Raw genomic sequence first — 14,212 nt, forward strand, 5'->3', positions numbered from 1 at the left:
TCCGAAGTATTGATAACTAATAACCAATAACTAATAACCAATAACCAATAACCAATAACTAATAACCAATAACTAATAACTCCTGACTTCTTTAACCTAAAGGTAACAAAATTTCAAAGTCGGTGCCTGTTCCTAATTGCGATCGCATTCTGAATGCGCCGCCGTGTTTGCCCGTCACGATTTGATAGCTAACTGCTAAGCTGGTTTCTTTGAGGGCGCGTTTTTCGGCAGAGAATGATTCTATGATTCTTTTGTATTTGTGAGGTGACATTCCCGGCCCGTTATCTGCTATGCGAATCGAAACCCAGCGATCGTGAAGTTGGTTCAAGTCGCTCGCAGGTTCGGGACAGCCAACTTCAGTTGTAATTTCAATTTGAGGCTGGCGATCGCCCTCTCTGATTCCTCCACCCTTGAACTCCTTCGCCAATTCTTGACCGACTGCTTCGTTAATTAATGTATGAATAGCATTGGTCAAGATATTCATAAATACTTGGTTGAGCTGTCCTGCATAGCACGGCACGGGCGGCAGGTAGCCGTAGTTTTTCACTACTTTTATTTCCCTGGTCAAACGACTTTTGAGCAGCAAGAGTATGCTGTCTATATTGGCGTGCAAGTCGGTCGGTTTGGGATAAATATCGTCGATGTGGCAAAAATTTTGCAAACTGGTTGCTAACTTACTCAAACGTTCGGCTCCGGCTTTGATACTGGCGACAGTTCGCAGGAAATCGTTTTGCAAAAAGTCATAGTCTATCTTTTCTTTGAGCTGTGCTATTTCCGGCGGTTGTTCGGTACAGTGCGCGTCGTAAACTAAGAGCAACTCCATCAAGTTTTTGCTGTAGTCGCTGACGTAGGTTAAATTCCCCCAAATAAAGCCCACCGGATCTAAAATTTCGTGGGCTACTCCGTTGACTAAACGGCCTAAACTAGCCATTTTTTCGCTTTGAATCATTTGAGTTTGGGCTCTTTCGTAGCGGACTTGAGTTTCTATGCCGCGAATTTGCCAGTAGGCGATGTTTAGTGCGTGAGGGTCTAAGAGTCGGTAAGATTGGGAGTCTATTTGGACGACGATTGGTTCTGACTGCAATTCGGGCGATCGGCGCAAAGCTTGTGGAGCTCCCGCCAAAATGGTTGTACTCTCTGCGAGCAATAATATTTCGACGCGAGCGTAACTGTAGAGCACTTTCAGCGGCAGGTGCAAAAATAGCTCAGGGCCTTGGGGTTTGAGCAGATATTCCAGCAGTTGTCTGCGCGAGATCATGCCCGCAAACTCTCCTGCTTCAATCAAGACGACTCCCGGCACCAGGGGATGCCGTTCAAAGATTTCGGCAACTGTCACGGCCAAGCAGCTCGATTTTACCTGAAATTCATACAGGGGCAAATCCCAGAGGGTAGACTCTAGTGAAAGGTCTTGATGGCTGCCTTCGGAAAGTGAAGGGCTTTGTAGTTTGGAACTGAATGTATTTGCCACTGGAACTTTATAATTGCCGAAATGCTGGAACAGTAAAATGAGAACCCACTACTAAGGTAGCCTATCATTTCACCGCAGCAGCGAACCAGAAAACTGTTTTTGAGTTAATCATGTTTTGCGAACTATTGGCAGGAGAATTTCAAATTTGGTGTTCTGGCCTGGTTGCGATCGCAATAAAAGTTGGCCGCCGTGCTTTTCTGTGACGATTTGATGGCAGATAGCCAACCCCATACCGCTGCCTTTCCCTGCCGGTTTTGTGGTAAAAAAGGTATCAAATATTTGCTGATGATGTTCTGGGGCAATGCCGGGCCCGTTATCAGCAATCTCAATTGCTACCTGCAGGCCCTGTTCAGTTTCTCTGACATTAGTGGTAATTTCGATTTGGGGCTGCCAGTTATCCGCGCACTCGGTCTGTATTTCTCTATTTGCTGCGTACTCTGTCAGGGCATCTATAGCATTAACTAACAAATTCAAAAACACCTGACTCAACTGACCGGAGTAGCCACTAACTAGGGGCAGTTCGCCGTAAATCTTTACCACTCTTATGCTATTCTTCAAGCGGTTTTTGAGAATTAACAGCGTCATATCCACGCATTCGTGAATGTCTGTATCCATTGGCTTTGTCTCGTCCATATGAGAGAAGTGGTGCAGCCCGTTCACTATTTTTAGCAATTGCGAGGCTCCCAACTCCATCCCTTCTAAGGTGATCGGCAAATCTTCTTGTAAAAAATCAAACTCAATTTCTTCTTTGAGGGCATTAATTCGGGGAGACGGTTCCGAATATTCTTCTTCATAAGCTGACATTAGTTGCAGCAAATTTTCAAAATAGGACAGCAGAAAAGTCAAATTTCCCCAAATACTGTTCAGCGGATTTCTAATTTCGTGGGCTACTTCTGCGACAATTCTCCCCAGACTCGCCATTTTTTCGGTTTGAATGAGTTTCGCTTGGGTTTGTTTCTTGAGCAGCTTATTTGTTAGTTGGTGAATTCGGGATTGAGCCACCATTAATTGGTGTGAGTCTAACAATTTGTAAGTCTGGGGTGCTACTTCCACTACTACGGGTTCGTAGACTAATTCTGCTAACCTGTAAAGAGATTCCGAGGCGGCTTCTACTATTAATTTACTACCGGGAAGCACCAGCAGCTCTTGCTTGGAAAACCTGTACAATACCTCTATCGGTCGCTTGAAAAACATTTCTAAACCGTAGCGCCTGTTAATTTTTTCATAAAAATAACGCCTGGATATCATGCCGACAAAAGTACCCCGCTCGGTCAATATGACGCCGGGAAGCATGGAATTTCCTTCAAAAGCCTGGGCTACTTCTTTTGCCTGTTGGGTTAAGTCAATTTGACAGTGGTAGAGAGGCAAATCTAGGAGAGTTGATTCTAAGGATATATCCCAACTACAAATTTCATTGATATGCAAAACGGATAACTCCGAGTTTGTTTCATGCACAGCAAACATAGATGAAACCCCTGTTAAATTTTGTATTGATGGATAAGTTAAGTTGCTATTAATGGCTAACGGGTAATTGCTAGTTTGTCAAATTTCAACAGCACCCAACGGGAAAACCCGATCGCAATAGCATGGTCTGCTAAGGATTTTGTTTCTAAATCAATGTTAAACGATCGAAGCTTTTGTGGAACTTACGGAACTCTGCTGTAAACTTTTTACCATGATATACCCTGCGATCGCGTGTTTTCCGAAAAATCTTAAAAATCTATCAATAATCTATCAATAGATTAGTGCAATCTGTTATGCTATTTTCCTCTGTCGGTAGGGAGTTGGAGTGCGATCGCCCGTCATCTATAAATATACTGACATCCTTCGAGAGTTCGACGGCCCGGATTCCCACAGTCTCAGGAACTTGAGACACCAGCGCGCAAAACTGGCCCGGAGGCAAAAATCGGCAGATTGTGCTGTATTTAAGCAAAAATGCCAATGCAGGCAAGTTTCCAACTCCAACTCCAACAACCCCTAAGTCTTAGTTTGCGAAAGCCCGCGCCAGTCAGTCGATTTGAGATTTTAGATACTTCGACTTCGCCCTACAAGTTTGAGATTTACTCCACAGATGAATCAGCGAGCAGGAACAATAGCCTAAAATTTTAGTGGTGTGCGTGACGGTTTACCTGAATTTTTTGTTGCTATCAAAGATGTCAGTCAAGCGAGCCCCTACCGAATCCCAAAAAACCTAGAAGCGGGCGCTAGCGAAGAATCACGAAATCACAGCCAGAAGATGAAAGTAAAAGGGAGCATCTGGTGTTTTGCAAAACGCATTTTTTTTATTGAGCGTGCGATCGTCCCCGCTCGCATATTGTACTCGCTCTTCGGGGACGATCGCACTATAAACGCAAAACACCAGATGCTCCCAAGCAAAACCCGCTTGACCAATCGAATATTTATTGATTTGTACCCGCCTACTTGGTATATAAAAACGAGTTATTCAAGCGCAAGTCTTAAACCCATCGACCCACAACAACCCTCACCGTTCCGTCCGCCAACGTTTCCTCTTTTTCAACATGAAAACCCTCGGACTGCACCGCCACCATCAACTGGCGGCGCGCGTATTTTTGACTAATTGAATTAACAAATTCTTGCTTGTTAATTCTAGCGCCCCAAAAATCCGCAACCAATTCGTAATTCTCTCCGTTGCGACGAAAACCCAAATCGTAACCGTTGGATTGCCGAATCACATACTCCGCATTAGTTTGGTCGCCCTGATAACCCCGCACCTGCACGTTGGACTCTACGTTATAACCCAACTCTTCCAACACTTGATGCAGCAGTTCGCCATTGGTGATTTGAACCTCGATCGTTGTGAAGTGTGACATATCACTTTCAGATTTTTTTGTGAAACGCTGATTTGATTATCATAGCATCAACAACCACAGTCAATAACTTAGGACTTGCGCTATTTAACTCGACTTTTACGACAAATATAGAGCTTTGCAGAGTTACACCTGCACATCAACTCGCTTGAACGGTGCTTTGATCCACCGCGCCTTGTTATTCCCGAATTTCGTTTTTTTAATAGATACTATAACGATAAAAAATCAACTTTAAAAACGAAAGTTTAACCATAGCTTAATCATTATTCACCCGTGTTTTAATCCTACGATCTAAAACTTGTACGGGTAACTTGAAGTGTCTAAAATCTAAAGTTAACGGATATCGGATTCGATCGCGCGTGCGCCCTAGTGTCGGCAATAGGTCGCTGACTGAAGTCCGCACTACAAACCGTTTTTATTAGGATAATCTACCGGACATGGCGTTACAGCATTTTAGGTTTTAGGTTTGAGATTTGAATCGATGTTCCCTGGCGATCGCCCCGATCGCACTTTTGTTAGCCGTGACTATATTTCAAAAATCCCGATTTCCGATTCTTGAGTGCGTGAATATACGCAAATAATATGAAAATTTTATAATTATATGTCCTGTACAAGGCTAACATTGCGATGTTTTTTTAAAAGACTACAGCTATTCACCGTAAAAATACGTATTTGCAGGAATTATTCAGCCTGTTATCAACCTTTAAAAAGTTGCCAGGAATACAGACAGGGGAGCAATTGCTGAATGTTTTAAACAAGATTTAAACTATCGCATCTGGCTCGGATGAGTATCCCGAAAAACTGTAATATTTTACTTAAAAAGTTTATGCTTAAAAGATAGCCCGGGATTAAATATACAGTACATCCCTGAGAACCATGTCATACTGCAACCAATCCATCTGTCGATCGCGCAATCCTGCTGAAATGTGCGACACTGCTGCGAGTTGGCAGCTTATAGCCGATCGGCTAACGGTAGAATTGAGCAACACGCGCGCGAAGCTTCATGCCGAAATCGATCGGCTAAAACAAGAAAACGAAACCCTCCACGCCGCCCTCAGTTGTTCCCCAATTTTCCTGTGGGCAACTGACAAAGACGGCAGGTTAACCCTTGCTTCCGGCAAAAACATAGAAAATTTGGGGTTCAAACAACCTGTAACTGTGGGACTGTCGATTTTTGAAGTTTACGGCAGTCAGCCAGATATCTTAGAAAATATTGCCGAGGTAATAGCAGGAAAAGATCGCACTTGGAATGCCCAAGAGGGGGATTTTATTCACGAAATTCGATCGGCAGCGCTGCGAGATGCAAAGGGGGAAGTTGTCGGGGCTGTCGGTGTTTCTACTGATATTACCAACCGCCAAAAGTCGATCGCCACTCTCGAAACAGCAAATCAAGAATTAGAAAACAGACTTCAGCAGCAAACAACAGCCTTCAATACAGCACTTGCCGCCAGCGAAAAAAAGTACCGCAACCTTGTAGAGACCTCCCAAGAACTTATTTGGTCGATCGATATTCAAGGCATCTTAACTTTTGTCAATACCGCCGCCAAACGCATCTACGGTTACGACCCCCCAGAAATGATCGGCCGCCGCTTTACTGAATTTTTAGTTCCCCAACAAAACAGCAGACAAATAGAAATATTTGCCGAACTTTTAGCGAGAACCAGCCTTCAGCAACAAACCCCCAATTCTCCTTACGAAATAGAACAAGTTCGCAAAGACGGTAGCCCCGTCCACCTGCGCGTCAACAGCATCATCAACCAAGGTGAAAACGGCGCTATTTTAGGTCTTTGCGGAACCGCAACAGATATTAGCGATCGCAAGCGATCGGAAGCAGCACTCCAAGAAGCCACAGACCAACTTCGCGCAGTCTTAGATGCAGTGCCCGGACTCATTTCTTGGATCGGTTCAGATTTGCGGTATATAGGAGTCAACCAGCACCTAGCCACCTCCTTCCAACTGTCTCCAGAAAGCTTTGTCGGTCAAGAAATCAACTTTCTCGACAAAGGATCGGCTTTTGGAGAACTGATCCGAAACTTTTTTGACAGTTCATCTCACCAAATCTGGCAAGAAATAGACATAGAAATTAACGGCAACACCCGCAATTATCTGATAGTAGCTCAGAAATATCATCAAGGAACCGCAGCAGTTTCGGTAGGAATAGACATTACCGACCGCAAACGCGCCGAAGCTCAAAAAACCGAACTAATCGCTTCTTTGCAAGAATCTGAGCGCAAATTACGCAGCCTTTACGAAGCCACCAGCGACGCAGTAATGCTACTAGACGAACAAGAATTTTTTGACTGTAACGTCGCCACCTTAAGAATCTTCGGCTGTAGTAATAAAAAACAGTTTTACGGAAAAAAACCCAGCGAATTTTCCCCGCAATTTCAGCCTAGCGGACAAGACTCATACAGTTTAGCCACACAGAGAATATCGACAGCAATGCAAGCAGGTAGCTGTCGCTTTGACTGGGTACACAAACGGCTAGACGGTTCAGAATTTCCAGCCGAAGTGCTGTTAAATGTAATGGAAATTAACGGTCGTAAAGTAATTCAAGCAGTAGTGCGAGACATTACAGACCGCAAGCGGGACGAAGATCGGATCAAAGCATCCCTCGCAGAAAAAGAAGTCCTCTTCAAAGAAATTCACCACCGCGTCAAAAATAACCTGCAAGTTATTTCCAGTTTGCTCAAACTTCAGTCCCGCTACATCAAAGACAGCAGGGTTACTGAAATGTTAAAAGAAAGTCAAAACCGAGTCATGTCAATGGCCCTGGTTCATGAACAATTGTATCAATCCAAATATTTTTCAAACATTGACTTTGCTGAATATATCCAAAATCTCGCCCACAATTTATTTCAAGCTTATGAAACTCATGCAGAAAGCGTCAAATTGCGAACAAATATTGCGCCGTGTTCTATGAATATTGACGAGGCCGTTCCTTGCGGATTAATTATCAACGAACTTGTGACCAATGCACTAAAATATGCTTTTGAAGGAGAAATCGCAGGTACAATTAACATAGACTTTAGTTTAGAAAATGACAGGGTTTGCGTGCTAACTGTCAGCGACAGCGGTGTTGGTTTTCCTCAAGACTTAGATTATCGAAATGCTCGCACATTGGGTTTGCGACTTGTCGGATCTTTAGTTAAGCAAATTAGGGGGAAAATAGAGCTACTAGCAACAACAGGCACGACTTTTCAAATAACATTTTCTAAACAACAATAGCCATCTTCGGAGAGAAAAAAATATGCCCAATAAAAAAATTCTGATAGTTGAAGACGAAAGCATTATTGCCGAAGACATTTCCGACAGCTTAATATCTCTTGGTTATAGAATCACTGATATTGCCTATTCAGGAGAAGAAGCAATTCAATCGGCAACACAATCTCGACCAGATTTAGTTTTAATGGATGTTAACCTGCAAGGAGAAATCGATGGTATTACAGCAGCAGAAGTAATTCGATCGCGCTTGGCAATTCCGGTAATTTATCTAACAGCCTATGCTGACGAAAATACGTTGCGGCGGGTCAATTCAACCAAACCATTCGGCTATATTGTTAAACCATTTGAAGAAAAAAACTTGCACACAACTATTCAAATAGCTCTGCACCGACATCAGCACGACTGCTTGACAAACTTGCCAAATCGTTCGCTGTTGCAAAAGCAGCTAAGTCAGGTATTGGAAGAGCACAAAGAAGTGCCAGAAATCGTTCCCGTTGTTACTCTCAGTATAGATAGAATTAACAGGATTAACAGTACATTTGGACACGATATTGGCGATTTTGTACTTTGCGAAATTGCCGAACGGCTGAGCAACTGCACGGATAAAATTAATATGGTGGCTCGTTTGGAATCTGCTGAATTTGCAATTGTTATCGAACCAGTTGCCAAAAAACAGGATGCTGTCAAAATTGCTCAAAATATTTTAGATATTGTAGCCCAACCTATAATGGCCAGAGGCTCCGAACTTTACGTCACGGCGAGTATCGGCATTTGTTTATCTCCAAACGACGGCAGCAATGGAGACGAACTGCTTAAAAATGCTTATACAGCTATGTACGATTCTCAGGAGAAAGGAGGAAATAACTATCAATTTTATACCGCTAAAAATGCAATTATTTCCATTAATAAATTTAGTCAAGAAAATTGTCTTCGCCATGCTTTGAAACGCTCGGAATTTGAAGTTTATTATGAACCAAAAATACAAATTAAAACAGGAAAAATAGTTGGTGCTGAAGCGTTAGTGCGCTGGAATCATCCAAAAAGAGGCCGAGTTTCCCCTGGGGAATTTATTCCAATGGCTGAAGAAATGGGCTTAATTGCACCGCTGGGCGAATGGGTTTTAGAGACTGCTTGCAGGCAAACTAAAGCGTGGCAAATTGAGGGTTTACCTCCGCTGCGGGTAGCGGTCAATGTGTCAGCCCGCCAGTTTGAAGGCGAAAATTTGACGGAGAGAGTAAGCCAGATATTGAGAGAAACGAATCTCGATCCTAAATGTCTGGAATTAGAATTGACGGAAGGTCTGATTTTGCAAGATGAAACGGCTGCGGCGGGAGCTTTTCAGGTATGGAGAGAGATGGGGATTAGGATAGCGATTGATGATTTTGGGATTGGATATTCTTCTTTGAGTTATCCGAAACGCTTTGTATTTGATGCGCTCAAGATTGACAAGAGTTTTATTCGGGATATTGCGGACGATCGCCAAAATGCAGCGATTACAGTGGCGATTATTCAAATGGCGCACTCTCTGAATATGACTGTGATTGCTGAGGGGGTAGAAAATGAGCGGGAACTTGCTTTTTTGTGTGCCCGCGATTGCGACGAAATTCAAGGCTATTTTTTCAGTCAGGCTTTACCAGCGGCTGAGTTTGAGGCTTTGCTCAAAAGCGATAAACGTTGGGATTTATAGCGGTTTTCAGGTAAGCGATATCATGTCAGATCGTACCCAAAAACGGTTCGTAGTGCGGACTTTAGTCCGCTTTCATGGAGCGGACTAAAGTCTACACGCGCGATCGAATTTTATCGGGAGCATCTGGATGTTTTGCATTTATAGTGCGAGCGTCCCCGCTCGCGTATTGTACAACTCGCGAGCGGGGACGCTCGCACTATAATAAAAATGCTTTTTGCAACACACCAGATGATCTGATTGTATCGTTATCGATCGACCAAACGCGATATGAAATATCTGCCATAATTCAATACGGTTCACTTAACATATTTATGCCCCGGAGATCCCCCTAAATCCCCCTTAAAAAGGGGGACTTTGAGAGCATTCTTGTCCCACCCCCTACTCCCCTTTTTAAGGGGTGTGCCAGAGAGATCGTCTTAAGTAAACCGTATTGTGCCACAATTCTCTTTCTCCAGAAGCGGCGAGGTAAAAAGAGGCAGAGCCTCTGGATCTGCATTACCAGGCAGAGCCTGGTAACGAGCCGAATCTATTTTTAACTGTAAAGACTCGCCACATATTCGCCGTAGCCGTTATAGGGCAAAGTCGGGCGAGTTTCCCACGACCAACTGTTACCGGGGCCGACGACTCTTTCGCTGGCTTGAGACCATCTCGGGTGAGGTTGGTCGGGGTTGACATTTGCCTCAAAAGCGTATTCGTTGGGGCCGATTGTATTCCAAAAAGTGGCGGGCTGTTTTTCGACAAATTCAATTTTGACGATCGACTTTGCGCCCTTAAAACCGTACTTCCAAGGAATCACTTCTCGCAGTGGCGCACCGTTTTGTTTTGGTAGCTGCCGCCCGTACAAGCCCGTAGCAAAAAATGCTAAATCGTTGGCCATTTCCTCAATCCGCAGACCTTCGGTGTAAGGCCAAGGATAAAATTGTGACATCAAACCGGGGCCTGGAGTAATTTTTTTGTCATAAAACGAGGTGAAGCGAACGAATTTAGCATTTGATTGTGGTTCGACATCAGCCATGAGTAATTTCATGGGAAATCCGACCCAAGGAACTACCATTGCCCATGCTTCTACACAGCGAAATCGATAAACTCGTTCTTCGATGGGAAATTTTTTGTAGATGTCGTCAATGTCGTAAGTGCGGGGATTTTTGACTAAACCTGCTACTTCTACTTTCCAGTTTTCTGTTGGCAAAGCTTGAGCGGCTTCCCAGATAGATTTTGTGCCGCCGTATTCGTAAAAGTTGTTATATTTTGTAGCTAAGGCTTCGTCGGTAATTGCTCGATCGACTTTTGCGAAGTTAGAATTCCGGGTCAATCCCGAATATGCTTGGGTTGAGCCTTTGTCCAGAGCGGTTTTTGAACTATCACTGCTTTGACAGCTTGTCAGCGGCAGCAACGAAGCAGTCACGCCAGCGCCGATTAAATTTGTCATGAAGCGGCGGCGGTTGAGAAAGGCTGTTTCTGAGGTAATTTGGGGATCGAGAATTTCCCAAGATTTAGGAATGCGAATGAAGGGCATAAGTAATAGTTAAAAGTTAGTAGTTCGTCGGGCGAAATTTGCCCAAATTTCAATTTTTTAGTTTATTTGAAATTTGAGATTTACTCAGGGCGATCGGAGGATAGGGGAGTTTTGGCAATGCCTCGCGATGGCTTGACTTGGCGCTGCGAGCAAAATTATTGTATCCGCAATGACAGTATAGCCTAATTCGTTGAGAGCGAGTTCTGCCGAACAATGTCACGGCACGCGGGCGATCGACCTATTATACCAATTTCATAAAGTAGTGCTAGATATTAGCCCCCCAACGGTAGCTTAGTAAGGGGGGGCTAGGACTTGATCCATAACACAGCTTTAGAAAAATGGTATTAAACCTCCATCGCAGGAAAGTCAGTAATAATTAATGCGCGATCGACCGCAGGAATTGTCACTAAAATCTTGGAAACAATTATCATGAAGCAAAGCAATGATTCAAATTATTTAATTTGTCCAAAGGAAGCGGCACGCACCGCCCCGCTTTCCTCCCCCACTCCTGGCTTTAAGTCGGACGGGGGTCTCCAGCGGAAAGAGAAATGAGTTACTGCATCAATCCCAATTGCCAGAATCCAGAAAATCTCGATCGCGCCACAGCCTGCAAAAGCTGCGAGTCAAACTTGCTGCTAAAAGGTCGCTACCGAGTATTTCACCCCCTCGGTCAAAGTCTCGGTTGCCGCACCTTCTTAGCAGTCGATGAAGACCAACCAGCCCAACCCCGCTGCGTCATTCAACAGTTCTGCGGCTCAGTGCCCTCAGTCGCCGACAATGGCGCACAGCTAAACCAGACATTTCGCAGCGACGCCAGCGTCCTCGACGAGTTGGGTAAACATCCCCAAATACCGAAACTGCTGGCATTTTTTGAAGTCGAAGGCTGCCAGTATTTAGTGCAAGAATACATCCCCGGTCGCAATTTGGCCGATCGACTGTCGCAAAAAGGCGTACTGAAAGAAATTCACATTTGGTATTTGCTGAGCGAATTGTTGCCTGTCCTGCAACTGGTTCACGACCATCAACTAATTCACCGAGACATCAAACCCTCCAATATTATTCACCGCAAAACCAGCCAAAATGGCTTAATAACGGCGGGTAAAGAGGATGTAGGTACTATACCCTGGGAGGAGGAATCGGGACTGGTTTTAGTCGATTTCGGCGCAGCAATTCCTGCCAACAGCGGGCCGCTGAAAACAGAAACAGTGACTGGTTCTGCCGAATACGCCGCTCCCGAACAAATCAAAGGTCAAGCTATTTTGAGCAGCGACATCTACAGTTTGGGCGTGACTTGCATTCATTTGTTAACAGGAATGTCGCCCTTTGATTTGTTTGATATCAAAGGGGACACTTGGGCCTGGAGGCACTATTTGAAAATACCAGTTTCGAGCAGACTCGGCCGCATCCTGGATAAAATGGTAGAACGAGAAGCATCAAAACGCTATCGATCGACCGAAGCAATTCTCAGAGACATAAAATACGGCCCGACACCGATAGACGCGATCGTCAACAAACCCAGAGTGACTTTGGCTTTGTGGGGAGGAGCCACCGTTGCCCTAATTTCAGTGCTGCTGGGTTCTGGCTTGTCATCGACACCGGAGGCTTTCACTTCTTCGGAACCGGTTTCCAGCATTCCCGAAATTCGGTTCGATCCGCCCCCGATGCAGAATTTCAGCAGTGAGCCATTGCAGTCAGGCCCTGCAGTTCGCACTCTCGCAGAGCAAGACAAAAACCCGGTGTGGGCTGTAGCAGTCACTCCCAACGGCCGCGTCATAGTCAGCGGCAACAATGACGGGACAATTCGCCTGCTGCACAAGCGTCACGGCAAAATACTCAAAGTTATCTCAGCACATTTGGGGCCCGTGTGGTCGGTGGCTGTCAGTCCCGACGGCAGGACGATCGCCAGCGGAGGCGCAGACGGTACGATTAAATTGTGGAATTTCTATTCTGGCAAGTTAATTCGGACGTTGGACGGAGACAAAGATGGCGTGTTCTCAGTTGTTTTCAGTCCCGACGGCCGAGCCCTCGCCAGTGTCGGTAAAGACAATACATTGAAACTGTGGCAAGTCGAAGGCGGTGCCGAGTTGCAAACCCTCAAGGGGATTACCGACGAAGTACATTCAGTGGCTTTCAGTCCCAACAAAGATACTTTGTTTGCTGGCAAGGGCGACGGTACGATCGAGATGTGGAATTGGAAGACTGGGGAATTCCAAGCGACTCTCATGGGTCATGTCGATGCTGTTTCGGCTTTGGTTGTCAGCCCGGATGGTAATATTTTGGGCAGCGGCGGTTGGGACAACACGGTGAGGATTTGGGATATCACCACGAATCACGGGCCGCAGCCCTCGGGCGAGGTGACTTTTACCGGTCATGCCGATCGCATCCAGTCTTTAGCTTTCAGTCCCGACAGCGAGACGTTAGCTAGCGGCGATTTGAGCGGTACTATCAAGCTGTGGGCGATGGATAGCGGGGAACAAGGTACGCTCAAAGGTCATTCGACTTGGGTGGAACTGGCTTTTAATCCTCAAGACAAAACGTTGATCAGCGGCAGTTATGACGACACGATTAAGGTGTGGCGACTGTCTCCTTGATTTTTCTATTCTTTCTTGGAACAATCTTTAACCATAATCTTTGATTTGGTTGGGGATTGTTCAAAACTCGGCGATGGAAATTGCTTAAGAGTCAAACTTTCGTCCGCCTCCGCCGAGTTAGGCAATTCCGCCGTTAACGCGGATATTTTGTCCGGTAATCCAGCGGGCTTGTTCGCTGCACAAAAAAGCCGTCACATCGGCAATATCTTCAACTTTTCCGAGTCTTCCCAAAGCAGTCATTTGAGTGAATCTTTGGATTTGTTCGGCGGTTTTTCCGACTGTGAAAAGTTCTGTATCCGTTGGGCCCGGAGAAATGACATTGACTGTAATTTGGCGATCGCCCAATTCCTTTGCCAGCGATCGAGTTAGCTGTTCCACCGCACCTTTTGTCGCCACGTAGGCCCCGTAAGTTGGCAGTAGCATAGCAGTTGTCGAACTGGAAAAATTGACAATTCTTCCTCCCTCTGCCATGCGTTTAGCAGCTTCTTGACAAGCAAAAAACGTGCCTTTGACGTTAATTGCAAAAAGATTATCAAACTCTGCTTCGGTAACTTCCGCTACAGTTTTGGAAAGATTTACTCCTGCATTGTTGACTAAAATATCGATTTGTGAATAGGTTTCGAGAGCGCGATCGAACAAATTGCAAATTTCTGCGGTTTTGCTGACATCCGCTTGCACGGCTAATGCTTTGCCGCCTGCTGCTTCAATCGCTGAGACAACCTCTTTTGCTGCTTCTGCTGCTTTGGCGTAGTTGATGACAACCGATGCGCCTTCTTGAGATAATCGAAGGGCGATCTCGCGTCCAATTCCCCGCGATGAACCAGTCACAATTGCTACTTTTCCTGCTAGTGATGCCATGAGATTTGCTCTCCAATTAGCGTTGATATTCTCTCTATG

At 45.1% G+C, this 14,212-nt stretch carries 9 protein-coding genes; 3 read left to right on the top strand and 6 right to left on the bottom strand.

The window, feature by feature from the left end:
- Positions 1-91: 91 nt before the first annotated feature.
- From QUB13_RS12455 to QUB13_RS12470, 4 genes are all read right to left on the bottom strand, one after another.
- On the bottom strand, positions 92-1,468 hold the full coding sequence (locus QUB13_RS12455; RefSeq protein ID WP_333381051.1) for a sensor histidine kinase: 1,377 nt from the start codon (positions 1,466-1,468) through the stop codon (positions 92-94).
- Between the two features lie 108 nt (positions 1,469-1,576).
- Positions 1,577-2,932, bottom strand: coding sequence for a sensor histidine kinase (locus QUB13_RS12460; RefSeq protein ID WP_333381053.1), 1,356 nt, complete (start codon positions 2,930-2,932; stop codon positions 1,577-1,579).
- Positions 2,933-3,191: 259 nt separating this feature from the next.
- Positions 3,192-3,344: a hypothetical protein gene (locus tag QUB13_RS12465; protein ID WP_333381055.1), complete on the bottom strand. Its 153-nt coding sequence runs from the start codon at positions 3,342-3,344 to the stop codon at positions 3,192-3,194.
- A gap of 580 nt (positions 3,345-3,924) precedes the next feature.
- On the bottom strand, positions 3,925-4,299 hold the full coding sequence (locus tag QUB13_RS12470; RefSeq protein ID WP_333087698.1) for a DUF1257 domain-containing protein: 375 nt from the start codon (positions 4,297-4,299) through the stop codon (positions 3,925-3,927).
- A gap of 873 nt (positions 4,300-5,172) precedes the next feature.
- Here QUB13_RS12470 and QUB13_RS12475 point away from each other — a divergent pair.
- Positions 5,173-7,524: a PAS domain-containing sensor histidine kinase gene (locus QUB13_RS12475; protein ID WP_333381057.1), complete on the top strand. Its 2,352-nt coding sequence runs from the start codon at positions 5,173-5,175 to the stop codon at positions 7,522-7,524.
- A gap of 22 nt (positions 7,525-7,546) precedes the next feature.
- Positions 7,547-9,208 (top strand): putative bifunctional diguanylate cyclase/phosphodiesterase, encoded by a 1,662-nt coding sequence (locus QUB13_RS12480; protein WP_333381059.1) that lies wholly within the window; start codon positions 7,547-7,549, stop codon positions 9,206-9,208.
- A gap of 532 nt (positions 9,209-9,740) precedes the next feature.
- Here QUB13_RS12480 and msrP read toward each other — a convergent pair.
- A complete protein-coding gene (gene msrP, locus QUB13_RS12485; protein ID WP_333381062.1) occupies positions 9,741-10,724 on the bottom strand; it encodes a protein-methionine-sulfoxide reductase catalytic subunit MsrP in 984 nt (327 codons plus the stop codon).
- A 548-nt stretch (positions 10,725-11,272) separates the two neighbouring features.
- Here msrP and QUB13_RS12490 point away from each other — a divergent pair.
- On the top strand, positions 11,273-13,315 hold the full coding sequence (locus QUB13_RS12490) for a serine/threonine-protein kinase (protein ID WP_333381064.1): 2,043 nt from the start codon (positions 11,273-11,275) through the stop codon (positions 13,313-13,315).
- 117 nt (positions 13,316-13,432) lie between these two features.
- Here QUB13_RS12490 and QUB13_RS12495 read toward each other — a convergent pair whose 3' ends face one another.
- Positions 13,433-14,173 (bottom strand): SDR family oxidoreductase, encoded by a 741-nt coding sequence (locus QUB13_RS12495; RefSeq protein ID WP_333381067.1) that lies wholly within the window; start codon positions 14,171-14,173, stop codon positions 13,433-13,435.
- Positions 14,174-14,212 lie beyond the last annotated feature (39 nt).

This window comes from Microcoleus sp. B4-D4 (assembly GCF_036705185.1).
Lineage (GTDB): Bacteria > Cyanobacteriota > Cyanobacteriia > Cyanobacteriales > Microcoleaceae > Microcoleus.

What these genes read in the sequence shown, in the direction of transcription:
- QUB13_RS12470 (WP_333087698.1), bottom strand. Translation starts at nt 4,299, where the DNA reads ATGTCACACTTCACAACGATCGAGGTTCAAATCACCAATGGCGAACTG.
- QUB13_RS12475 (WP_333381057.1), top strand. Translation starts at nt 5,173, where the DNA reads ATGTCATACTGCAACCAATCCATCTGTCGATCGCGCAATCCTGCTGAA.
- QUB13_RS12490 (WP_333381064.1), top strand. Translation starts at nt 11,273, where the DNA reads ATGAGTTACTGCATCAATCCCAATTGCCAGAATCCAGAAAATCTCGAT.
- QUB13_RS12460 (WP_333381053.1), bottom strand. Translation starts at nt 2,932, where the DNA reads ATGTTTGCTGTGCATGAAACAAACTCGGAGTTATCCGTTTTGCATATC.
- QUB13_RS12480 (WP_333381059.1), top strand. Translation starts at nt 7,547, where the DNA reads ATGCCCAATAAAAAAATTCTGATAGTTGAAGACGAAAGCATTATTGCC.
- msrP (WP_333381062.1), bottom strand. Translation starts at nt 10,724, where the DNA reads ATGCCCTTCATTCGCATTCCTAAATCTTGGGAAATTCTCGATCCCCAA.
- QUB13_RS12495 (WP_333381067.1), bottom strand. Translation starts at nt 14,173, where the DNA reads ATGGCATCACTAGCAGGAAAAGTAGCAATTGTGACTGGTTCATCGCGG.